Source organism: Nesterenkonia sp. YGD6 (assembly GCF_022565895.1).
In the GTDB taxonomy this organism is placed as follows: Bacteria; Actinomycetota; Actinomycetes; order Actinomycetales; family Micrococcaceae; genus Nesterenkonia.
On the sequence record NZ_JAJOYY010000004.1, the window covers coordinates 147,874 to 170,885 of the forward strand.

The 23,012-nt window shown below is 64.9% G+C and carries 19 protein-coding genes and 2 pseudogenes; 11 read left to right on the top strand and 10 right to left on the bottom strand.

Annotated elements, in window-relative coordinates; all coding sequences use genetic code 11:
- Nucleotides 1-19 precede the first annotated feature (19 nt).
- Nucleotides 20-1,300 carry an MFS transporter gene (locus LTI14_RS07885; protein ID WP_241476195.1) on the bottom strand — a complete coding sequence of 427 codons (1,281 nt, stop codon included), beginning with the start codon at nt 1,298-1,300 and terminating at the stop codon, nt 20-22.
- A 7-nt stretch (nt 1,301-1,307) separates the two neighbouring features.
- The gene (locus tag LTI14_RS07890; RefSeq protein ID WP_241464613.1) at nt 1,308-1,781 is read right to left on the bottom strand and encodes an Lrp/AsnC family transcriptional regulator; all 474 of its coding nucleotides are present in this window, start codon (nt 1,779-1,781) and stop codon (nt 1,308-1,310) included.
- 464 nt (nt 1,782-2,245) lie between these two features.
- Between LTI14_RS07890 and LTI14_RS07895 the strand changes: the two genes are divergently transcribed.
- The 3 genes from LTI14_RS07895 (at nt 2,246) to LTI14_RS07905 (ending at nt 5,751) form a co-directional block, all read left to right on the top strand.
- A complete protein-coding gene (locus LTI14_RS07895; protein ID WP_241476196.1) occupies nt 2,246-2,983 on the top strand; it encodes a LysM peptidoglycan-binding domain-containing protein in 738 nt (245 codons plus the stop codon).
- A gap of 92 nt (nt 2,984-3,075) precedes the next feature.
- The gene (locus LTI14_RS07900; RefSeq protein WP_241476197.1) at nt 3,076-4,272 is read left to right on the top strand and encodes a glycoside hydrolase family 26 protein; all 1,197 of its coding nucleotides are present in this window, start codon (nt 3,076-3,078) and stop codon (nt 4,270-4,272) included.
- A 267-nt stretch (nt 4,273-4,539) separates the two neighbouring features.
- Complete coding sequence (locus tag LTI14_RS07905; RefSeq protein WP_241464609.1) at nt 4,540-5,751, top strand: aminotransferase-like domain-containing protein; 1,212 nt, start codon at nt 4,540-4,542, stop codon at nt 5,749-5,751.
- A 460-nt stretch (nt 5,752-6,211) separates the two neighbouring features.
- Here the strand turns inward: LTI14_RS07905 and LTI14_RS07910 are convergent, their stop codons facing one another.
- Entirely contained in the window at nt 6,212-6,652 is a 441-nt protein-coding gene (locus LTI14_RS07910) for an SRPBCC family protein (protein ID WP_241464608.1), read from the bottom strand.
- Nucleotides 6,653-7,405: 753 nt separating this feature from the next.
- Between LTI14_RS07910 and LTI14_RS07915 the strand changes: the two genes are divergently transcribed.
- Nucleotides 7,406-9,763, top strand: a complete 2,358-nt coding sequence (locus tag LTI14_RS07915; RefSeq protein ID WP_241476198.1) for an FdhF/YdeP family oxidoreductase — start codon at nt 7,406-7,408, stop codon at nt 9,761-9,763.
- 304 nt (nt 9,764-10,067) lie between these two features.
- Here LTI14_RS07915 and LTI14_RS07920 read toward each other — a convergent pair whose 3' ends face one another.
- Entirely contained in the window at nt 10,068-10,889 is an 822-nt protein-coding gene (locus tag LTI14_RS07920; protein ID WP_241476199.1) for an alpha/beta fold hydrolase, read from the bottom strand.
- Between the two features lie 443 nt (nt 10,890-11,332).
- Between LTI14_RS07920 and LTI14_RS07925 the strand changes: the two are divergent.
- Both LTI14_RS07925 and LTI14_RS07930 read left to right on the top strand, forming a co-directional pair.
- A pseudogene (locus tag LTI14_RS07925) lies at nt 11,333-11,479 on the top strand (integrase core domain-containing protein); the annotation flags it as partial.
- Between the two features lie 401 nt (nt 11,480-11,880).
- Entirely contained in the window at nt 11,881-12,318 is a 438-nt protein-coding gene (locus LTI14_RS07930; protein WP_241476200.1) for an ester cyclase, read from the top strand.
- A 319-nt stretch (nt 12,319-12,637) separates the two neighbouring features.
- Here LTI14_RS07930 and LTI14_RS07935 read toward each other — a convergent pair whose 3' ends face one another.
- Nucleotides 12,638-13,324: a TetR/AcrR family transcriptional regulator gene (locus LTI14_RS07935; protein WP_241476201.1), complete on the bottom strand. Its 687-nt coding sequence runs from the start codon at nt 13,322-13,324 to the stop codon at nt 12,638-12,640.
- Between the two features lie 136 nt (nt 13,325-13,460).
- Between LTI14_RS07935 and LTI14_RS07940 the strand changes: the two genes are divergently transcribed.
- A complete protein-coding gene (locus LTI14_RS07940) occupies nt 13,461-14,198 on the top strand; it encodes a DUF4386 domain-containing protein (RefSeq protein WP_241476202.1) in 738 nt (245 codons plus the stop codon).
- Nucleotides 14,199-14,739: 541 nt separating this feature from the next.
- On the opposite strand, the gene LTI14_RS07945 is transcribed toward LTI14_RS07940, so the two are convergent.
- The 4 genes and pseudogenes from LTI14_RS07945 to LTI14_RS07960 all read right to left on the bottom strand — a co-directional run bounded on the left by LTI14_RS07945 (nt 14,740) and on the right by LTI14_RS07960 (nt 17,502).
- Complete coding sequence (locus LTI14_RS07945; RefSeq protein ID WP_241476203.1) at nt 14,740-15,801, bottom strand: NAD(P)-dependent alcohol dehydrogenase; 1,062 nt, start codon at nt 15,799-15,801, stop codon at nt 14,740-14,742.
- A 30-nt stretch (nt 15,802-15,831) separates the two neighbouring features.
- Nucleotides 15,832-16,497, bottom strand: a complete 666-nt coding sequence (locus tag LTI14_RS07950) for an SDR family NAD(P)-dependent oxidoreductase (protein WP_241476204.1) — start codon at nt 16,495-16,497, stop codon at nt 15,832-15,834.
- Between the two features lie 130 nt (nt 16,498-16,627).
- A pseudogene (locus tag LTI14_RS07955) lies at nt 16,628-16,858 on the bottom strand (hypothetical protein); the annotation flags it as partial.
- 62 nt (nt 16,859-16,920) lie between these two features.
- Nucleotides 16,921-17,502 carry a TetR/AcrR family transcriptional regulator gene (locus tag LTI14_RS07960; RefSeq protein WP_241464600.1) on the bottom strand — a complete coding sequence of 194 codons (582 nt, stop codon included), beginning with the start codon at nt 17,500-17,502 and terminating at the stop codon, nt 16,921-16,923.
- A 327-nt stretch (nt 17,503-17,829) separates the two neighbouring features.
- Between LTI14_RS07960 and LTI14_RS07965 the strand changes: the two genes are divergently transcribed.
- Complete coding sequence (locus LTI14_RS07965; protein ID WP_241464599.1) at nt 17,830-18,999, top strand: MFS transporter; 1,170 nt, start codon at nt 17,830-17,832, stop codon at nt 18,997-18,999.
- Nucleotides 19,000-19,710: 711 nt separating this feature from the next.
- A complete protein-coding gene (locus LTI14_RS07970) occupies nt 19,711-20,010 on the top strand; it encodes a hypothetical protein (RefSeq protein ID WP_241476205.1) in 300 nt (99 codons plus the stop codon).
- Between the two features lie 394 nt (nt 20,011-20,404).
- Here the strand turns inward: LTI14_RS07970 and LTI14_RS07975 are convergent, their stop codons facing one another.
- Nucleotides 20,405-20,860, bottom strand: a complete 456-nt coding sequence (locus LTI14_RS07975; protein WP_241464597.1) for a DUF6326 family protein — start codon at nt 20,858-20,860, stop codon at nt 20,405-20,407.
- Between the two features lie 230 nt (nt 20,861-21,090).
- Here LTI14_RS07975 and LTI14_RS07980 point away from each other — a divergent pair, with 230 nt between their 5' ends.
- Nucleotides 21,091-22,236 carry a sensor histidine kinase gene (locus LTI14_RS07980; RefSeq protein ID WP_241476206.1) on the top strand — a complete coding sequence of 382 codons (1,146 nt, stop codon included), beginning with the start codon at nt 21,091-21,093 and terminating at the stop codon, nt 22,234-22,236.
- A complete protein-coding gene (locus tag LTI14_RS07985) occupies nt 22,233-22,880 on the top strand; it encodes a response regulator (protein WP_241464595.1) in 648 nt (215 codons plus the stop codon). Before LTI14_RS07980 ends, LTI14_RS07985 begins: the two co-directional genes overlap by 4 nt.
- Nucleotides 22,881-23,012: the final 132 nt, after the last annotated feature.

Consider the following 23,012-nt stretch of genomic DNA (forward strand, 5'->3'; position numbering starts at 1 on the left):
GCCCAAGTCGAGGTCAGCGTCAGAGCACGTCCACCCTGCGCCCGGCGAAGAGTCCCACCACCGCCATCACGACGATGGCGGCCACGATGATCCACAGCACCGGGGACCAGGAGCCGGTGAGCTCGAACAGCGTGCCGGCGAGCAGCGGACCCACGGCGGCGAGCAGATACCCCACGCCCTGGGCCATGCCGGAGAGGCGGCTTGCTTCCCCCGAGGTGCGGGCGCGCATGCTGATCAACGTGAGCCCCGCAAGGAGGTTCCCGCCGGAGGCGAAGCCTACGATCAGCGCCCAGGCCGGCATCGCCTCAGGCAGGAACAGGATCCCGAGCACTCCGACGAGCATGATGCCCGCCAGGGCCACGACGACCGCGCGCTGGTCCTGTGCGCGCTGCATGATCGGGCCCACCACCAGGCTCGCGACGATCCCGATGGCCTGATAGGCCCCCAGCCAGAAGCCGGCGGCCGCCTCGGTGACGCCGTGGGAGGTCTGGATGGCAGGGAACCAGGTCAGCATCAGGTAGAAGATCCCCGACTGCAGGGCGAAGTAGGCGGTGACCTGCCACGCCACCGCGGAGTGCCACATCGTCCCACCCGCAGACCCCGGCGCAGGCGCAGCCCCCAGCGCCGGCACCTCCGGGGCTGATGCCTCTGAGGCCGATACCTCTGAGGCTGCGAGGTCTGCCCCGGCCGGCGTGGGGGCTGACTCGGCGCGGCCGGCACGCGGGTCTTTGAACCGGACCCCCCACAGGGCGGCGGAGACCAGGGCGAAGACTGCCGTGACGCCGAGAGTGAACTCCCACCCCTTGGCCGCCGCCAAGGGCACCGCCGTGCCTGAGGCCACCGCCGCGCAGCCGACCAGCACCGCGGTGTAGAGCCCGGTCATGACCGGGACCCGGGCCGGGAAGTCGCGTTTGACCACCGCGGGAACCAGGACGTTGCCCACCCCGATGGCGGCACTGAGGATCACCGTGCCGGCGAAGAGCGAGAAGGTTCCCAGCGGAAGGGACCGCAGCAGCGTGCCGAGTCCGAGCAGCAGCAGCGAGACGAAGATGGTCCGCTCCAAGCCCCATCGGCGCCCGAGCGCGGCGACGAAGAGTGCGACGACGCCGAAGCCGAGGGCTGGAATGGCGCCGAGGAGCCCCAGTGCGGCCGGACCGAGCCCGGTGTCCTCGCCGATCCGCTCGATGAGCGGACCTACCGCGGTGATCGCGGGACGCAGATTGGCCGCCACGATCAGCACGGTGACGATCATCAGCAGCTGTGGATGACGCCCCGGAGGAGACGCGGGCGCCGCGCTCATGCGCGACTCACTCGTCGAAGGACTTCCCGGTGTCCAGATGCGGACGCTGGCTCTTGATGATCTTCATCGGGAAGGCGGAGTCCGTGCCCTGCACCCCGGGGATGGTCAGCACCTTCTTGGTCAGGAACCGCTCATAGGCATGAAGGTCAGCCACCGCGACGCGGGCGAAGTAATCCGGTGAGCCGAAGAGTCGAAGCAGCTCGAGGACCTCCTCGTAACCAGCCATCGTGTCCTCGAAGCGTTCGACGGTCTCCCGGTCTCCCCATTTGAGCTCGATGTCCAGACCCACCTCGAAGGACTGTCCCAGCGATGCGGGGTTGATGTCTGCGGTGTACCCGAGGATGACGCCTTCAGCCTCGAGCCGCTGGACTCGGCGCAGACAAGGTCCCGCGGTGAGTCCGACCTTCTGGGCCAACGCCGCGTTAGAGATTCGTCCATCTTCACGCAGCGCGGAAATAATTGCGCGATCCACACCGTCCATCATCTGATTCTTGCACCAGATCTGACTCGATGCCGGTTCCGGCCTCAAAATTCCCACAATGTGGAAGCGGTGCCCCGGAGCGACATCACGGCGATGCGACGGCGACTCAACCAGAATCTGGTACTCACATGTTATTCACAGGAACATTGATAACGAGAGGGTAACGCTGTGTCAACGCCGTGATTCCGGGGTTTTTGGGTGCGCGACGGCGCTGAAACCCCGGTTGACGCAATCAAACCGAGACCTTTTACTGGTTAACGGACATCTTCTGTGATGCCGCTGTAACGACTGGGCCTCCGTTCCCAGGCCCCGCACACAGCATCCAGAAGCACCGGAACCGGCTACCCACCACCGTCCATGCCGGTTCGGGTGAAATTTGACCGCCACACAAAATGAAGGCGGACGGTGACACGAGGACGGCCCGGGAGGGTCACGAGTGCAGGGACTTCGGGATTCAAACTCTCATGCAGACCAAGCAGACTTTCAAGAAGGTTCTCGGCGGCGGACTCGCTGCTGCCACGCTCGCCGGCGCAGCCGTCGTCGCCCAGGCTCCTGCCGCAAGCGCCTCCGGCCAGTGGGACCAGCTCGCAGAGTGCGAGTCCAATGGCAACTGGTCGATCAACACCGGCAACGGCTACTACGGTGGCCTGCAGTTCTCGCAGCAGTCCTGGCAGGCAGTGGGCGGCTCCGGTCTCCCCAGCGATGCCAGCAAGTCTGAGCAGATCAACCGCGCCCACGCTCTCTGGGAGATCCAGGGCTGGGGCGCATGGCCTTCCTGCACCTCACAGCTCGGCCTTTCCGGCACCCCGAGCAGCGGCGGCGGCTCCTCCGCTCCTGCCGTTGCGTCGGCCCCTCAGCAGTCCGCTCCTGAGCAGGAGGCCCCCGCGCCGGCTCCCGAGCCAGCACCGGCACCTGAGCCAGCACCCGCTCCCGCTCCCGAGCCAGCACCCGCTCCCGCTCCCGAGCCAGCACCTGTCGAGCAGGCACCCGTGGAGCAGGCTCCAGTGGAGCAGGCACCACAGCAGGCCGAGGTCCAGGTCTCCGGTGAGACCTACACCGTGCAGGCCGGCGATTCGCTGTCCAGCATCGCCAATGCTCTGGGTCTCGACTGGAACGACATCTGGAACGCCAACACCGATACCGTCCAGGATCCCAACCTGATCTTCGTCGGCGATCAGCTGAAGCTGCCCGCCGCGGGCTGATTCAACTTGTGCCGCCAGGCACACCACTAGGGGGGCGTCAGCGTTTAGCTGACGCCCCCCTAGCTGTCTGTCCACCCGAGCGCAGGAGACCCGTGCGTCCACGTCTGCGATCCGACCGCCTGTCTCCCCTGCTGGCCACTGCCACCGCCTGCCCGCTGACGCTTGGATGCTCGGTCCCTGCCGGGGCGGAGACCGACGCAGAGGATTCCCCGGTCGCCCATCAGCGTCTCGCCGGTCCGACTCAGGCCCTTCCCATGGACCGTCCCACCATCGGACTCAGCCCAGACTGGGGCGTGAAGGCGCTGGAGCAGTTCGCGACCACCACCGGGGTCTCCCCCGGTGCAGCCGTGTCCTTCATAGACATGCCGTTCTCCTCCACCGACGCACGGAATGTGCTCGCCGCCGCGGAACAGGTGGCCGGCATGGGCGGGGTGCTCATGCTCACCCTGGAACCGCACAAAGGACTCGGCGCCGTCACCGAGGAGTCAATCGCCGAGCTGACGGATCTCCTGGGGGAAGTCAACGCCTCCGAGGTCCCGGTACTGCTGCGCTTCGCCCACGAGATGAACGGCTCCTGGTATCCCTGGGCATGGCAGCCCCAGGCCTATGTGCAGGCCTTCCGGCAGGTCGCCGCCGCCGTGCGCGAGCAGACCACGGCCACCGAGATGATCTGGGCCCCGAACTACGGCGGCGGATATCCCTTCGTCGGCGGTCAGTATGCCCCAGATCCCGGAACGGAAGCGTTCGAGCTGCTGGACACTGACGCCGATGGCGAGCTCACGCAGATGAATGACCCTTACGCCCCCTTCTATCCCGGTGACGACGTCGTGGACTGGGTCGGGATGTCGCTCCACCACTGGGGAGATTCGTATCCATGGGGAAGCAACGACCTGCCCGAGCCCGCGAAGTTCGCCGAGCAGCTGCGCGGGACCTACTCCGGACTCGCCGGCGACGAAAGCATGCTTCCAGACTTCTATGAGCTCTATGCGGCGAACCGCGACAAGCCGCTGGCCATCCCGGAGACCGCGGCGTTCGTCACCGCGGACGCGGACCCCGAGCTGTCCCTGCAGATCAAGCGGCGATGGTGGCAGCAGATCTTCAACGAAGATCTTCGCTCGGAGTTCCCGCAGCTGCGCCTGATCAACTGGTTCAACTGGGACAAGGACGAACCCGAGGTCGCCCGCATTGTTCGCTGGTCGGTGAGCACCGACCAGGAGATCGCCAACGCCTTCCGCGGCGATCTCGCCGAGTGGGTCGCCCAGGCCGAGGACGTCAACCGAACCGGGTGAGTCAGGAAGCGGCGGCGGCATGGTCGATTTCATTCGAGTGAACAGCGGGTCTGCTCCGTAGAATCAGCGATCAGGATCTTGCCTATCCCGCAACCTCGTGAGTCAGGCCCCACGGGAACCTGGCGCAGTACGCCCCGTGCCGAGGATGACGCCTCGGACAAGGAGCCAAAGGCAGCCGCCGAACGCCGCATGACTGCAGCGCTTCAACGGGACAAGACACTTCCTCTCTTTGATTTCAACCTTCGGCTCTGCTTTCGAAAGGACACCATGGAACACCACTTCGCGCAGCGGATCGGAAGAGTCCGACCCTCGGCCATCCGCCAGTTGCTGCAGCTGGGCGATGACCCTTCGATCACGTCATTCGGGGGCGGCTACCCGGACCCCACCCTCTTCCCCCTCGACCAGCTTCGCAGCGTCTACGAACATGTTCTCCGCGAGCAGGGGCGCACCGCTCTGCAATACACGGCCACCGCCGGAATCCCCGAACTGCGCGAGAGGATCGCAGATCGAATGGGCCGCGACGGCGTGGACTGCAGCGCCGAAGACGTCTTGGTGCTCCAGGGCGCTCAACAGGGTCTCGACCTGGTGGCCAAGCTGCTGATCAATTCCGGCGACGTGATCATCACAGAGAACCCCACATTCCTGGGCGCCCTCGTCGCCTTCGCCCCCTACGAGCCGGACTACGCCCCGGTGACCATGGACAAGGACGGCATGGATGCGGATTCGCTCGAATGGGTGTTGGCGAACACCCCGCGGGCGAAATTCATCTACGTGATCCCGGACTTCCAGAATCCCACCGGAGTCACACTCAGCCTGGAGCGACGCCACCGTCTGCTCGAGTTGGCCAACCAGCACGACATCATCGTCCTGGAAGACACCCCCTACCGCGAGCTCCGGTTCGAAGGCGAGCAGCTCCCGACCCTGAAATCCCTTGACACCGAGGGTCGAGTCATTCACCTGGGCAGCTTCTCCAAGACACTCGCCCCGGGCGTGCGCATGGGTTATGCCGTGGCCAGCCCTACAATTCTGACGAAGCTCGAGCTGCTCAAACTGGCCGCCGACACCCAATCGTCCACCCTGAACATGACGGCTACGGCCCGGTTCTTGACCGAGTTCGACCTGGACGCCCACCTCGAGGCCGTCCGTCCGGTCTATCGCGCCAAGCGCGACGCGATGCTCAGCACCATGGCTGAAACCTTCCCCGCCGACGTGGAATACACCCGGCCCCAAGGCGGTCTGTTCACCTGGGTCACCTTCCCAGAAGACTTCGACTCAGCACGGTTCATGGCCGAATACTCGCTGCCTCAGGCCAGGGTCGCCTACGTCCCAGGCGGGACGTTCTTCCCCATGACCCAGGCCGCGCACTACGCCCGGTTCAGCTACGCCAGCGTGCAGCAGGAGGAGATGGTCGCCGGCGTCCGTCGCCTCGGTCATCTGCTGACCGGGTCCGGAGATGCTCGCCGCTGTCCCTCACCCTGACGCCTTGACGCCTTGACGCCTTGACAAGGGGACCACGTCAGTCCAACGCGACCGCGGCCCGCTCCTGCACCAGATCGGGGTTCTCGACGCGCTGGCCACCTGACCCACACCGCAGCGACTGAAGACCGCTGGAGCAACAGCAAGCCCTGAGCCGCCAGCGGGCCGGGTCCTGGCCCCGATCGAGGTCCACGCCCTTTACGAGGTCCTGACCTCGATGCCCTTCAATCGGAGTCAGGACCGCCGGCAGAATCCTCACCGAAGTCGTGGACTAGGACTTCGGAACCGCGGACCTCCTGGTTTCCTCCGCAGGAATCGCGCCGACCGTGCGCAGCAGTCCCCCACCCGGCGGTTGAGGACCTTCCGCGGCGATCCCTCGCGCCCCTTCGGGCATTCATTTCGGATTCCGGGAGATCAGAAGCCTCGGCAATAAGCCCGACCCATGCTGATTCAGGCACAGCCATCATGTCTCTTCGAGAATAGCTTTCAGGTTGGCGAGGTTGCTGTTCATATCGCGTTGGTACATGTGCGCCACCAGAGGATCGGCCAATTTACCGAAGAAGCCACCCATCGCCTCTGTGGACCCGTCGTAGCGAACCTCCGTGGAGTCGCCGACCTGCAGAAGCGAGAAGGATATATGGAACGGGAAAGGTGCTTTGACGCTGCGGAAGACGAATGTTTCCGGTCGCTTGATCTCCACGACTTCCGTCTCCCACTGCAGCTTCTTACCCGCAACCTTGACGGTTCCTCTTGAGCGATCACCCACCGTGGGTTCACCACTCCAGTCCGCATCGAACTCCTGCAGTCCTGACTGCCAAATCACCTGAGTCTCAGAGTTCACGATATACGTGAACACCTCCTCACGCGGTAGGTCAATGGTCACTTTTGAATGGAACTCAGGCATACGATCCTCCTAGACACGACTGGGGCAACCTGACGAGAGTCACTGCACCGGCATCCAAGTCTGCAATCTGAATCCATCGTGACCCGCTGATCTCCCTCACGCAAGGGTGGACGAGCCGCACGAGAGCGCCCAGCACCGACGTGGTGAACCTCGAGATCCACGGCACCCAGATGAGGACGAGACGCTGAACGCCATGACGCGGTCGCGCACCCGAACGATCTGGGTGCTCATGCAGGAAGGCCCGCGAACCGTGACACTGCCCGGGGCAGTGCACGTGAAGTGTTGATCCGTTGTGGTGTCCGGATCACCTCTAGGACAGCCGAGGCGCAGGCGGCGGCGGAGGGGACACCCGCCGGCGGTCAACCCGCTACCATCTGGTGAAGCACAGGTCTCGATGCAGTGTTCCTGAACCACGGGCCGAAGCCACCAGTGCCACCGCGACTCACGTAGGTCGACGCCTGCGAGGGATCACGCGATGCGTCGGGAGCATCTCATTGCCGGCGACTGGGTTTGAAGGAGACTCTGGTCCGACCCGGGCGGAGGGGGTGATCACATCCCCTCGGTGCGGGCGGAGTATCTTGACTGGAGGTTCTACATGAATCAGACAGTGCGCTTCTTCAGGGCGGGATCTATTCCAGGCACCAAGTTCGGCCTAGAAGGGGACGGCACCCAGGGACCCTGACGTGGCTCTTGAGTCACAATGGCACGAGCAGGACCACTGAATATCGAGACGCAGCCTAGAAGGGATGCCCGATGACTCGCTCCAACCCATCCGTCGAGGAAGCCGACGAGAACGATCTCGAAGTCGACAAGCCCAAGGATTGGGCTGCCGGAATGCAAGGCGTGTATCACTCCATGCAGCCGGCGCTGAAGCACATGGGCATCGAGCGGAGTGCACGTACGTTGCTCGCGATGAACCAGAAACAGGGATTCGACTGTATGAGCTGCGCGTGGCCGGACCCTTCCGGTCACCGGAGCAAGTTCGAGTACTGCGAAAACGGGGCCAAGGCGGTCACATGGGAAGCCACACCGGTCACGGTGGCGTCTGACTTCTGGGCCGAACACCCGATCAGCGATCTGCGTGGACGCTCCGAGTACTGGCTCGGGATGCAGGGCAGACTCACAGAACCCGTCTACAAGGCTGCGGGTGACGAACACTACCGACCCGTTGACTGGGACACGGCAATCAAAATCGTGTCGGAGAAGCTCAAGAGCCTCTCTTCCCCCGATGAAGCGGCTTTCTATACCAGCGGCCGTGCTTCGAACGAGGCAGCGTTCATCTACCAGCTGTTCATCCGCGGGTTCGGAACCAACAACCTGCCCGACTGCTCGAACATGTGCCACGAATCATCCGGCGTGGCGATGGGCGAGACGATCGGGGTCGGCAAAGCGACGGTCGCCTACGACGACTTCCTCAACTGCGATCTGATGATCGTGATAGGCCAGAACCCTGGCACCAACCATCCGCGCATGCTGAGCGCAATGGAGAAGCAGAAGGAGAATGGCGGCCAGATTGTCGCGGTCAATCCCTTGCCCGAGGCTGGACTGCGCCGGTTCAAGAACCCGCAGAAGCCGAAGGGCGTTGTTGGCCGTGGAACGGAACTCGCCGATCAGTTCCTGAAAATCCGTGCGGGCGGAGACATGGCGCTGCTTCAGGCAGTATCCAAGCGTGTGCTTGAAGCGGAGGACAGAAGCCCTGGCAGCGTGCTCGACCATGAATTCATCGATCAACACTGTGAGGGGCTGGTCGAGCTGCGCGAGCACCTGTCTCACTTGGATGAGCAGACAGTGTTGGAGGCGACGGGGCTGCGTTCGGACGAGATTGACGAACTCGCCGACCGTTATATCAACGCTGAATCGGTCATCATCACCTGGGCGATGGGTGTCACGCAGCAGAAGAATGGTGTAGGGACGATCAAGGAAATCATCAATCTACTCCTCCTGCGTGGAAACTTTGGCCGACCGGGAGCGGGTGCGTCACCGATTCGCGGGCACTCCAATGTGCAGGGGGACCGAACGATGGGAATCTGGGAGCAGATGCCGGCGTCGTTCCTGGATGCGCTCGGCAAAGAGTTCTCGTTCGAACCTCCGCGTGAGCACGGTGTCGACGCGGTCGCGGCTGTGCGGGGAATGCGCGACGGCGGCATCAAGTTCTTCCTCGCCCTGGGAGGAAACTTCGTGGCCGCGATGTCTGACACCGCAGCAACCGAGGCGGCGATGCAGAAGCTCGAGATGAACGTGCAGATCTCCACGAAACTGAATCGATCCCACACCGTGGTCGGCCAGGAAGCGCTCATACTGCCGACTTTGGGCCGCACCGAGATCGACATGCAGGCGTCTGGTCCGCAGTTCGTTTCGGTCGAGGACACCGTCAGCGCTGTCCATTCCTCCGAAGGCAGGGTGCGGCCGGTAGCGCCGAACCTGCTTTCCGAGATCGCCATCGTCAGCCGACTTGCACGAGCGACCCTGGACAGCCGCGTCGCAGCTGATTGGAAAGGCTTTGAGGCTGACTACGATCTCATCCGTGACCACATCTCGCGTGTTGTGCCCGACTGCGGGAACTACAACCGTCGCATTCGGGAGAAGGATGGATTCCTGCTGGCGAACGGGCCACGCGATTCCCGTACCTTCGACACCCCCAGCGGCAAAGCCATGATGACTGTGAATGAGCTGGACCCGATGAATTGCCCGCCTGATCGACTGATTCTGCAGACCATGCGCTCACACGACCAGTTCAACACCACCATCTACGGCTACAACGACCGGTATCGCGGTATCAAGAAGGGCCGACACGTCATCCTTGTCAATCCACAGGATCTCGCGCAGCTTGGCTTCAGTGATGGTGACCTGGTGGACGTGCACGGCGAGTACATAGACGGCAAAGACCGTGTGCTGCGGAAGTTCCGTGCGGTGTCGTACCCTACGGCCCGGGGCTCTGCCGCTGTGTATTATCCCGAGGGCAACGTTCTGGTGCCGCTCGATGACACCGTCCAGGGCAGCAATACTCCGGTATCGAAGGGTGTGATCATCCGGTTGGAGCGTGCGGCGGACGGTCCCGCCGGCGGCAGCAGTGAGGAGAACAAACAAGAGGACATGCCTGAGACCGTCTGATCTCTGATCAGCCACCGATCACAGCGCGGACCCTTTGCTCGGACTCAGGACTGCGATTACGTCCCCATGTGCACGCTGACCCAGAAGAATCGATGGCAACGAGCGAGTGGTGTGGCTTGCGGTCGTCGTCTTCTACAGACTGAACAACGTCGACCTCCAGACACCGGACGACGCCTACGACCTGGTCGTCGCCGTCGCCAGCGGTCACACCGACCAACAGGTTGCTGCTCGCTCCCTGACCCAACGGCACCAACCAAGCACGAGGCTCGCGGCAGTTCCCCGTGTTCTCGATGCCCGATGCGCTTCAGCAACCACGGGTCGGGGTCGTGTGGCGGTCGAGAAAGTCCGCGAGCACGCCAGCGATCTGGCGGGCGTGCGTCAAGGCCAGCGAGTGATCGGCCCCGGTGAGCAGGACGTCCTCGGCGTGGGGGAACCACGTGAGGATCAGCTCCCGCACTTCAGCGAACCAAGGTCCGCTTTCGAGACCGCCGACGTGCAGCACCGGGCAGGCGATGTGCCGGGCGTCCTCGGCGTCGAAGCGCCAGGACAACAACGCCGGCAAGTCAGTGTCGAAGAACGTCGTGGCGTCGCGGTGCATCTGGGCGACCGCCCCGGGAAGGCGTTGCTCGACCTCCGTTCGCCAGTCCGGCCCGATCAGCGTGGTCATGAAGTCACCAAGCGCCGCATCAGGCCCACGCACCCGTCTGACCTCCTGGAGTCGGGCGTTCGCCGACCGGAACGAACCCGCGCTGGGCACGTGCACCGGAGGGGGTTCGATCAGGGTCAGGGTGTGGACGTGCTCCGTGGCGTCGTAGGCAAGCTGCAGCGCGACGGCGCCGCTGTAGGAGTAGCCGACGATGTGGACCTGTCCCAGCTGCAGCGCGTCGATGAGGTTCCGGCAGTCCGCGGCATCACGGACCATTGACCCCGGTCCTTGCACCGGGTGGCTGCCCGCGTAACCGCGCCGGTGGTAGACGATGATTCGATACGCCCCAAGGCCACTGAGGTGCTCGGCCAGTGGCACCAGTTCGTCACTGGTCAGCGCTGTCTGCACCAGCACGACCGGATCCCCTGACCCCACGTCGCTGACTTCCAGCTCGATACCGTTGACCTCGAGGAGGCTCATACCCGCAGTCTAGTCCGGCCACCTCCCCCGCACGGGGTTGGACCTGCGCGAGATGCGGCAGGAGCGTGCGTCAGACGGCGAGCCTCGGCACGGGTTCTCGCCAGCCGGGACCGTGTCAGTCTTTGCTGCTTAGCGTGCGGTTTCGGCGGCGCGGGGCGCTGCGATGGCTGAGTATCCACTCCCATACGCAGCCTCAAACCACGAGTCCCAGAACGAGGGCGGTGGACTCAAACATGAGACCGCCCACGGCAGCCATCATTCCGCGGTGCATCCAGATGACGCGCCGAAGGCTTTGCGCGTAGTTCTCATGGTGGGAAAGAGTTGCGCGTCGCACATGTGGTCACCGCCAGCGTCATCGCCGTGGTCGAACCACGCGTCGATCCTCTCGCGCCCAGGTCCTGCTGGAAGCATCTCGGTGACAGTCGGAGTCGAGATCGGTCAGTTACGCCCGCTGTTACGCCAGTGAGACACAGCACCGTGACGCTTTGGCGGGATGGCTTCACGAATATAATCATCGCCGGCCTCACACCGCTTGCAGGAACAAGGCTCCCATCACCAGATTGGTTAACCTGTCAGATCAGTACAACTAGACATGCGCGTCTGAGTCGTGTCATACCTGGAAGGGCCAGCGAAGGAGCGCAGCATGAAGTCCCGCTTAGCCCAATGACAGACCTCACGGTGTACATGAGCATGGAACCTGGTCGGACCAGGACCATCCAGGTCACTTTTCCCGCCGCCGAGGGCACACATTGGTGCTGCGCAGAGTCGCATGAGCGCTAGGCAATACATGGCCATTCTTCAGGAGTCAGGAGTCAGGACGCTGGCCGGAAGGCGTCGATTAATTCGGGGGCTCAAAGGCACCGCACGCGCTGCGGCCGTGACGGATAGGCAAAATCGCCGTGGCTGTTCTGCGGGTCTGCGTCAAGCGCCACGAGGCATCTTTCTGCACGCCAGATCGAGGGATTGAGCACAGAGACGATGGAGGCAACCGATGTCTACAGAAGCGAACGTGGCCCTGTTGCGTCGTGCGTGGGACGAGGTCTACGGCAAGGGCTGTGTGGACTCGATCGGGGAGCTCGTCCTGGATGACGTGGTCGCCCACGAACCCGACGGAGACGTCCGCGGTGCCGAAGACTTCAAGCAGTACCTCACGACGTACCTCGCTGCCTTTCCGGACAGGAGTGTGACGATCGAGGACGTCGTCGCCGAAGGGGACAAGGTGGTCAGCCGCTACACGGTTCGCGGCACGCACAAGGGAGTCACGGATGAGTACGGTCCTCCCACTGGCAGGGAGGTGGTGATCCAGGGCATCACCCTCTATCACTTCAAGGACGGCAAACTGGCTGAGCTGTGGGACCTGTATGACAACCTGGCTGTCATGCAGCAGCTTGGAAGCATGCTGGAGCCGGAGCGCCCCTCACCGAGTTAGTGGAGCCCGCCGCGGTCCATCCAGCGACGGAGGCACCGGTTTCGAGGGCGACATGCGGCAGGTCCGTGTACGAGGCTAGCTGAACCTGCAGCAGGCTGTAGCGGCAATGAGCATCAAGGCGTAACGGCACGAAATGGATGTGAGGCTGCGACTAACGGGTTGACCAGGATTCGGGCCGAAGTGCTGGAGCGGCGGGTGCACATCAGGGTTCAGCTCGTCTTGTCCTCGTCAGCACAGCGGTTATGGACAGGCAGGCGAGAAGGGCGGTGCTCGTTGAACTGCCGGTTGCACACGCGGTCCATGCCATACGCCGACGACCTCATGGTGCTGTCTCACTCAAAGTCTCTGCATGCTGTTCGGCAGCGTTTAACCGAGCCAGCCCGTCCAGCAGCAGGTCGAGTGTGAATTCGAACTCCGCCTGACTATCGCACCAGCCCAGGGTCGGGTCGTGCGACGTATGGACCTCTGCCTCCACCATCGCCGCGAGGTGGGGCATCAGCGTCGCGAAACTGTCCGACTGCCCAGGGTTGTCCGCACCGTCGGCCTGGCCCGCTGAAGGGCTGAAAGGCTCCTGCACGAAACCGAGGATCATGCTTCCCAGCGCATGCAGGGCGCGGTGGGCCAAGTGATAACTGAGGCCACCCCCGACGAACACTGCCAGAACGGCCTCGTATCGGGCGAGGGCGCCTAACGGAACGCTCAAACCCGAAACCATCAGGCTCGGGGCCCACGGATGTCGCATCATGACCTCGCGCGAGACCAGGCAGCGTTCACGCACCAGGAACCGCCACTCGTCTGGACCGGTCCCCTCCAGCCTGCCGAGCTCGCCCTCGGCCTCGGCCTCGGCCAAGACTGCCTCCACGATCCCCTCGAGCAGGGCGGCCTTGCTGGGGACATGGTGGTACAACGACATCGCCTCTACGCCGAGCGAACTGGCGACTCGGCGCATGGTCACGGCCGACAGGCCCTCGGCGTCCGCCAGGGCCACCGCTGCGTTGAGAATCACACCACGGTCTAGGCCGCCACGCGCGCGCCGCGCTGTCGTCTCTGGCGTTCCGATCTTGTCCTCTGTATTCCCTTGCACCGCACCAACCTTACACGATAAGGTACCCTTACCCTGTAAGATTCGAGAGGGAGCTGTCATGTTGGACCGTCGTACCGCGCCTGCGCCCGACCGCCGCGTCGCCCGCGCCACCGGCGCCCTGTACTTGATCTTCGTCCTCATCGGTGTGTGCGGATTCCTCTTGATCCGCCCGCACCTGTACGACGTCACCGACCCCGTTGCGACCCTCAGCCAGCTGATCGCCAACGACTCCCTGGCTCGCGTCGGCATCGCGCTGGAGCTCGGGATCGCCCTCAGCCAGGCTCTCGTCGCGCTGTGGCTGTTCCGGCTCTTCCGCTCCGTCGACGTTGTCGCAGCGGGAGCCGTCCTGGCCTTCGGACTCGTGAACGCCGTTGCGATCCTCACGAGCGCGGCGATGCTGGCGACGGCGCAGACTGTCGCTGGCGACCCCAGCTTGGCACCGGGAGGCGATGCCGAGGCAACAGTCCAGTTCGCCTACGCCATCAGCGCGAACCTGTGGGGCGCGGCGGCGATCTTCTTCGGTCTCTGGCTCATCCCGATGGGCCTGCTGGTGCTGCACTCGGGGTGGATGCCCCGACCCCTGGGCTGGCTCCTGATCGTCGGCGGCGTCGGGTACATCCTCAGCGCGTTCGTGACACTTCTCCTGCCCGACGTCGGCGCCGCTGCTGACGCTCTGACGATCCCCGCGGTCCTGGGCGAATTCTGGTTTGTTGGCTACCTGCTCATCCGCGGCGCCCGGAGCCTGGACGTGTCAACCGCATCAGGCCCGGCACTATCGACACCAAACGCGATCTGACGCACGACGTGCCTCGCTCAGCTCAGAGCGGCGCAGCGGGAGTCGCTTCGGCCCATAAGCGATGCCGGAGACCCCATAGACTCGACGGCCAGCAGCACCTTGTTGGTCGAGGGCCCAAGGTGCGATGCCCCGAGTCAGAAGTCGATTCCGGTGGCGGTCACTGGTCACGTCGATGACGGCTCCCCCGCTAGCTTCTAAGGAGACCGTTTCTCCGGCAGGATGAGTGATGTTGTCACCCGAGGACTGGTCGCGGCGGAGCATGGATCGTTAATAGACACAGGACGCCCCAGCGCCGTCAACGGTTCTGAGTGCTTGTTTTCTCACGTGGATGCCGATCATGACCCGCCCACCGACTGCCCTGCACTTTTCTGAGTTCGCAGGCAGAAGTGGCTGTTGGGAGAACCCCAGTGGATTACGAAGCAATCATGAACAGCGGCGCCGCTCTCGCGGCGCGCAACTGCACCTGCCCCAGCTGTGCGAGAGACCCGATCATGATTCGTAGTTGCCGATATCGCTCGCTTCTGTTCTGTGCCGGAAGTGATCATGAGCGTCCTTCTGCGGTGGAAACGGTAATCGCGACCTTGCCGCGCACGTCTCCGGCTGCAAGGTACCGTATCGCCTCTGGAACCTCCGCCAGCGAAAAGGTCCGGTCCAGACTCGGCGTGACCGTCCCACTCTGGAAGTGTCCGGAAAGCCGTTCCAGGTCGCTTCCGCGTTCCTTGGAGGCGAGCATCGTGAGTCGCTGGCTCACGAACCGGGACAGCAGCGGCGCCCGCAGACTTCTCCCCAACCCACCGGTCCAGTCACCGCCTTCCTCACCGCCGACGACGACGGCTGTCCCCGTAGGAGCCAGGGCGCGCCGCAACCGGGCGAGAGTGGGATTGCCTCCGATGTCGAGGATCAGGTCGTAGCGGTGTGAACCGTCGGCGAAGTCGTCCCGTGTGTAGTCGATGACGTGGTCGGCGCCGAGGGATCGCACGAAGCCCTGCTTTCCGGGGCTGCAGACGCCTGTCACCTCCGCGCCGAGTGCCTTGGCCAATTGCACGGCAAAACTGCCGACACCGCCGGAGGCACCGAGTACCAGCACCTTCTGCCCCTGCTCCACATGGCCTGAGTCACACAGCGCCTGGAGGGCGGTACCGGCGGAGATGGGGACGACCGCGGCCTGCTCGAAGGTGAGGTTCGCCGGTTTGTCGGCCAACTTGGCCTCTAAAACCGGAGCGTACTCGGCGAAGGAGCCTCGGGACATCCCGTACACCGGCTCTCCGACGGCGAACTTGGTCACAGCGGAACCGACTTCGGCGACCGTTCCGGCGACATCGATTCCCGGCACCGAGTTCTTCGGTCTGCGGAAGCCGAAGCCGATGACCCGCAGCAGATAAGGTCGGCCAGCCATCATGTGCCAGGTTCCGCGGTCGAGGCCCGCTGCGCGGACGCGCACAAGCACTTCATTCTCGGCGATCTTGGGGCGGGGGATCTTCGCGAGGTTGAAGACGTTGGTGGAGCCGTACCCGTTCTGCACGATGGCTTGCATCAAGACCTCTTCCCTGTGCGAACCGTGTGGTGCGCCGCCCGTCGTGGCGTGGTCTTTTTGAGATGACATGATGTTTTCCTAACGCTGATACTGGGGCAATCACTGTGGCAATCCGACGAAATTGGCACTCACCCTCCCTAGTTGATCGGCGGTGGCTTCGTCGTAGCTGAGCTGTGATGATCTCTTGGGTTTGCGGTGGGCGAAGAAGCGGCTCGTGACCTGCTCAAGATCGGGAACCGAAGCCACATAGATCGATGTGGCGGACGTGCTCGCCACGCCAGGATGCAGTGCGTTGGCAGTGACCAACGTGCCTTGCAGCTTCCTGGCAGACTCATAGGTGAACAGGAAATCAGCGAGCTTGGATTGACTGTAGGCCCGCGATCCGGAGTAGGACCGTTCGCACTGCAGGCCGTTGAAGCCGATAGGCCCTGTGGTGTGCGCGAACCCGTCAACGGTGACATCCCGAGTGTCCCGATAACCGCCGACATAGTTGATCAGCACATCATTCCGAGTAGGGCTCTGGAGTACTTCCTCAGCCAAGCACCGCACTTCTCGCTGCGAAGACAGATCCGCGAGCAAGGTATCGACCGTTTCCCTACCTGCCACCCGGATCTCGCACGCCGGACTCTCGGTGCGCCCGTGGTCCCGTCCGGTGATCGCGAGATGCGCACCCATTCTGGCCCGACCCACTGCGGTCGCCTTGACGATTCCAGCCGTTGCGCCTGTGACCAGCGCGGTCTTGCCGACCATCATCCCGCTGCTCATGACTCTTCTTTCGGGAGGGTGTAATTGCCCGATGAGCGCCGCTTGCAAACCTTACTCGTGCGAGGTGATGGACCGCTATAGTTGCGGACCGAAATAGACTCCGGATGCTTTCAGAAAGACTCTAAGAGCCGATCTCCAACCTCATGGGACGCCAGCCCAGTGGCTCGTGCGCCAACCGCCGCACCACCGTCTTCCGGGGTGTCCCCTCACTTCCGCAGCGACGGCACCACTGATCCGGATCCACGATCCGGCAGGCCAGTACCGCATGGTCAGGTTCGATACGCTGCCCAACGGCCTCCAGGCAGAGCTCGTCCGACGCGCGGCTCCCGACTGCATCCTCACCTGTGATGAGCTGGTTCACCTCCGTGGACGGCCGTCCTGTCTCCCGGGACTGCCCGGTGCCGCAGGCCGCAGCTGAGAGCCTCAGTCGCGGCTGTGGGCTCGAGCTGCTGCGTGGGCCAGACGGCGGCCGACATCAATCGGTGACCGGGGGGAGCCGCGGAGGAATCCGGCCAGGGCCCCGCTGTAGGCCAGGAGCACTTCATCGGCCAGGTCCTGAGCATGTCCCCCGGCAAGCGGACGAGACAGGTGCAGGAGTCGGTCGGCGAGCAGGGCGGTGTCCCCGGCCAGCACGTCGCTGATCTCCTCCGCGGCCTCGGGGAGCTCGCTGGCCGCGGCCAGGAAGGCGCACCACCGTGACGGATGACGCCGGTCCCCCCGGTAGGAGGCGAGGGCGTCGAAGACCGCGAGCAACCGATCCAGGTCATTGTCGGCCGCAACGATGTACTGGTCCCAGACCGCCCGCCAGTCCGCCAGTCGAACCCTCAGCGCCTCGGCAACCAAGGCATCCTTACTTCCGAAGTGCGTGTACAAGGTGGCCGCCGAGACCTCCGCTTGACGCAGCAGCTCATCGACAGGCGTGTCCCGGATGCCGCGCTCGAACAGCACGCGATCGGCCGCCTCCAGCAACCGGGTGCGCGCAGGGATTCGCTGGGCCGTGGTCATCACACCAGTGTAGGGACCACCGGTTCAGAACGGGCGTTGTGGTGTAACATTACGACCGTTCTAGTGGTTCTCGGGGAGAGGTGCGATGCGAACTCAGGTGCTCCGCGACATGGCAGCTGATCGCGACCACCGCCGGACTCGTGCGCTGCAGCCCCGGGCTCTGATGGGCCATCGATGTGGCCCCACGCTCGGGCCGAGGGTACAAGCGGCTCCGTCAGTTCTCGCGCCGCAGCCCACCGATTGGCAGTCGGGCTGAGCGCATCTTGATGCCGATCCCGCTGAGGCCGGCAACGACGCCTGTGCATGTCACAGGATAAGGAGTAATTCATGACGCTCTCCGCGGGTGGCCGGATCGGTCTGGCCGGTGCGGCGGTGGTCGGGGTCGCCTTCGGCATGGCCCGCTACGCCTACGGCCTGACGCTGCCCAGCATCCGGGAGGACCTGGGGCTCTCCGAGCTGGTGCTCGGCCTCATCGCCAGCGCAACCTTCGCGGGCTACCTGGCGGGCCTGCTGCTCGCGGGACGGCTCGCCGCGCGGCACGGGTCGCGTGCCCCGACGACCGTGGGCGGGGTCTGCGGCGTTCTGGGGGCGGTGATCGTGACACTCGCGCCGTCGCCTTGGCTGCTCGCCGTCGGTGTCGTCCTGGCTGGCAGTGCCGGCGGTTGGGTCTGGGCGCCCTACTCCGACATCGTGACCCGTTCGGTGCCCTTGCGGCAGCAGCCCAGAGCGCTGGCGATCATCACGACCGGCACCAGCGGCGGACTCGTACTGCTGGGCGGGCTCGCCGCCCTGGCACTGCTGGGCTCCTGGCGCCTGGTCTGGGTCGGCATCGCTCTGGCTGCGGTGGCCGCCGCACTCGTGAACCTCAGCCTGGTGCCGAAAACCAGGCCGGATTCGCGCCCGGTCGCACGCGGCGGTGCCTCCTCGCTGGTCCGGGCGCTGCGCGTCCCGGGCGCCTACTCCGTGGTCTACTTCGCGGTCATCGTCATTTACTTCACCTACGCCTCCGACGTCCTCGAGCACGGCACCCTTCCGGCGGCAGCCGTCCCGGCGCTCTACGCCGCCATCGGCTTCTGCGGCATGGTGGGCGTGGCCACCGGGACCTTCGCGCGGCGGATCGGCAGCGTGCGGGTCGCCGCGTTGTGCCTGGCAACGGTCGGTGTGGCGCTGGCGTTGCTGGGGTTGGCCAGCGACTCCCTGATCGCAACGGCGGTCTCGGCGTGCATCTTCGGCGTGGGGTACATGACAGGATCGGCGGTGCTCGCAGTTTGGACCGCCGAGCTGGTGCCCGAGCGCGCCGGCGCGGCGTTCACGGCCTGCCTGGTCGTAGGAGCCCTCAGCTCTGTCGCAGCACCGGCTGTGGCTGGTGCGGTGATCCCCGGCCTGGGCCTGGGTGCCCTGCTCGTCCTCACCGCCGCGGTGTCACTGCTCAGCGGCGTGGCGCTGATTCTGCACGGGTCCTCCCGAGGGCCAGCGGTCGGCGACACCAGGTCGTGAAGATGCGAGCCCTGCTCGTCGTCGAGGTACACACCATGCATTGTGATGAGCCCCGAAACCGACGTGCTGAAACCCGACTACCTACCCCCTGGCCACCCATCACGGCGGGTCAGGTCAAGCACCTCGTCGCATGGACCGGGCAGCCTTGAAACTCGCGGTCATGCCGCACCAGGTCAGGTCCCCGAGTAGCTCGATGGGCAGCCTCTTGCTCGTATCAGGCATTTCTATGCCGATGATCGGACCAACCCTGGCTGCATCGAGGTTCACCGTTCACGGGTCGTCATCGCCGTCCACGGGAACGGTTCGAGCCACACCGCCCACTTCCATCTCGGGGCCCAGGAAAGCGCAGGCAGCGTCGCCCGTGAGGTCATAGGTCACCCGCAGCGTTCGGGCCCATCCACGTTCCCACCAGGCCGGAGCGCATGCGCCTGGTCCGAGACGACGTCGACCGGCGTGTCCAGCTGCTCGCCAGAGAGCTCGGGGTCAGCGGCCGCGCCCTCACCGCCTCACCTTGAGAACCAGTCAGGACTCTCCTGGGACCTTTCCACGGAAGGGTCGCTGTCCTCGACCAAGAAAGACCGCGGCGAGTGCTGGAATGGCCGAGGCCGGGCGTGATGCACTGAGATGCCGCTTCCGGCACGGTAGTGTTGGCGCCACCTAGGCGTCAACGGCGTGACGCTCGTGAGTTCCTTCTTCATTCGGAGGCACGTCATGTCCAAGACCTTCCAACGCGTCATCGGTGTCGTCATTCTGCTCGGCGCGGGGGCCTTGAGTCTCCCGGTGACGGCATCGTTCCTGGACGGTCCGGGGACTGAGAACTGGATTCTCCCAGTGCAGGCGAGTCTCATGGCAGTTATCGGTGCGGCGTGTGGCCTTGCCCTGCCAGCCCTGGCGCCGACCGGCGCCTTCACTGCTGTACGGGCGCTCATCGGTGCCGGATGGGGCTTGCTCGCGGGCATGGTCGGCCTACTCACCTTCTGGTTCCTGCTCAATGGGCTCGGGGGCGCCTGACCGCTCCTTCACTGGATTGCGCAGTGACCGAAAGGGACCTGGACCTAGCCTGCCGCGACCTGAGCGCATGGCTGCGACCCCAGCCCGGGGCAGGACCGCCCAGAAAATCACCGGGGGGATGGTCTCCAGCATGGATTCCCTTCGGCAGCCGTCTGACTATCGGCGTGGGCATCCCCGTGCTGGGCTTGGAGGGCCGAGGGAGAACCCTCCGACGTGCGTCGTCGCTACCCCGGCCAGGCCGGTCATCTCAATGAACTCGCTGACCCGTGAGGCCTTGATGTAGTGAGTGACGGTGCCCGACGTCGGCCGGTCCCGGGCGCGATCGTGAAGGTGAAGGAGTGCACGGCGGCGGTCTCGCCGCAGCGCCTAGTGAGCTCGTGCGCGGGGCGGGCAGTCATGCCTGCCGGGGTGTGCGGAGCGGCTCGCTGTCGAGGCTGGCAGCCAGGGTCGCCGGTGATGCGGTGCGGCGGGGCCAGGTCCAGGCGGAACGCAGGATGAAGACCAGGAGCAGCACCTCGAGTCCGATGGAGAGGCCGTAGAAGTAGAAGTAGGTCCAGGACTCCCCTGCTGCGTTGACTATCGAGACGGGGATGTAGAGCGCTGCCACGACGAGGTTGATGGTGCGGCTGAGACGGGCAGGCAGTGTCGTCGAAACCAGGATCATGAGGATCGGGATCGCCATGAGCGTGAGCGAAATTGCGACAAAGGTTGGGCCGATGTCGAACTCGTAGACGATGCCGGCCAGGATGTCATCGACGACGCCGGGCTTGTACAGGGCGAGGTAGTCGACGTAGATGTAGAGGAACATGAAGCTCGTCCATGCTGCTGCGAGTTTGGCCTGCACGGGCATGCGCAGATCTTCCAACCTGCTCCGGGACGGCGGATTCTCTCGTGGGATGTGGGATTGAGGCGTTCTCATCACGATGCTCCTTGGTTAGATTGGGTGGGTGTTTCCACCTTCACGGATGCCGGCGGCGGGCACATCAGCCCCGGAGCCTGATTCGACCTGGCCGTTGGTACAGCCGAGCTCCTGTACTTTCGGCGGATGCACCGAGCACGCGGGCTGCCTAGGCTGATCAGATGGCCACCAACGCACTTCGCTCGCTTTGGGCCGAACCTCGACCCGCGAATGCCCCGGACCGAGGGCCGCGGGACTGGGCCTTGGTCGCTGTACTGATCTGCTGGTCCCTGTTGGAAGTCGTGCTTCGCCAGGACCTGGCGCCGCTCCCGCTGCTGCTGCTCGCGGTGCTCGCGGTCCTCGGCCCCCTGCTGTGGCGACGCACGCACCCGCTCGTCGCGGTTGCAATCTCCTTCGGCACGTTGACGATCGTCGACATCGTCAGAATCCTCACCGGGTCTCAAGGTGGCCTGCTGAACAGCATGTCGGCGGTGCTGATCCTGGCCTACGCCCTGTTCCGGTGGGGCTCCGGCCGGGAAGCCGCGCGCGGCCTCGGCGTCATCCTGCTCTGGCTGGCCATCACCTACCTCGCCGACCCCATGAGCCTGGCGGAGACGGTCGCAGGGTATGCGTTCTTCCTGTTCGCCGCCGCGCTCGGCGCCGCGATCCGCTATCGCACGAAGATCCACATCCGCGACATCGACCAAGCCAAGTCCCGCGAACGCGAACAGCTCGCTCGTGAGCTCCACGACACCGTCGCCCACCACGTCTCGGGCATCACCATCCAGGCCCAAGCAGGACGTGCCAACGCGGCCTCCCACCCCGAGCGTGCCATCGAGGCCCTGGCTACCATCGAAGACGCAGCGACCCGCACCCTCACCGAGTTGCGCGCCATCGTCGGCGTGCTCCGCGCCTCACAGGACACCGAGTTCGCGCCGCAGCCCGGCGTGGCCGAGGTCGAGCAGCTCGCCACCGATGGCCAGACTCGTCCCTGCGTCAAGGTGACGCTCTCCGGCGAGTTCGATGACCTCAGCCCGGCAGTCGGGGCCGCGATCTACCGCCTGGCCCAGGAGTCCATCACCAACGCACGACGGCACGCGCGCCACGCGACCCAGGTCACCGTCGCCATCACAGGCGACGCCGACCAGGTACGGCTGACCATCGACGACGACGGCTCCGCCGCGGGCGGCCGCGCCCCAGCGGGCTTCGGCCTGGTGGGCATGCGGGAACGCGCTTCACTGCTCGGCGGCACCTTCCACGCAGGCCCCGCCGCCGAGCGGGGCTGGCGGGTAGAAGTGGTCCTGCCCCGAACCGGGACGCCACGATGAGCATCAGGGTCCTCATCGCCGACGACCAGCCGATCGTGCGCACCGGGCTGACGATGCTGCTCGACGCCCAACCCGACATCGAAGTGGTCGGCGCGGCCGCCGACGGGCGCGAGGCAGTCCGCCTGGCCCTCCAGCTGCGCCCCGACGTCGGCCTGTTCGACATCCGCATGCCGCTGATGGACGGCATCGAAGCCACTCGACGCCTCGCCGGCCCCGACGTCACCGACCCCCTGCCGATCGTGGTCATCACCACCTTCGACCTCGACGAGTATGTCCACGGGGCGCTCAAAGCCGGCGCCCGCGGGTTCCTGCTCAAGGACGCCGGACCCGCCCTGCTGACCCAGGCCATCCACGCCGCCGCCGACGGAGACGCACTGATCGCTCCCAGCGTGACCGTCCGACTGCTCGCAGCATTCGCGCACGCACAGACCTCACCACCGAGGCAGCCGATAGAACCGCTCACCGCCCGCGAGGAGGAGGTCCTCGTGCCTGTAGCCCAAGGTCACACCAACAACGAGATCGCCAGCGAGCTTTACATCACCCCAAGCACCGTCAAAGCCCACCTCGCCAGCCTCATGCGAAAAATCGGCGCCCGAAACCGCGTCGAGGTCGCCATGTGGGCCCACGAGACCGGCCGAATCTGACGCCGCGAAGGTTCCCGGCGCAGATCCGAATGCTTCCCAAGCCCATCCGATGTCGCTCGAATCAAGGAACAGCGGTCGCCTCCAAACCGTCTTCATCCAAGGTGAAGACCACGGTGCCGTGGAGATCAGTGC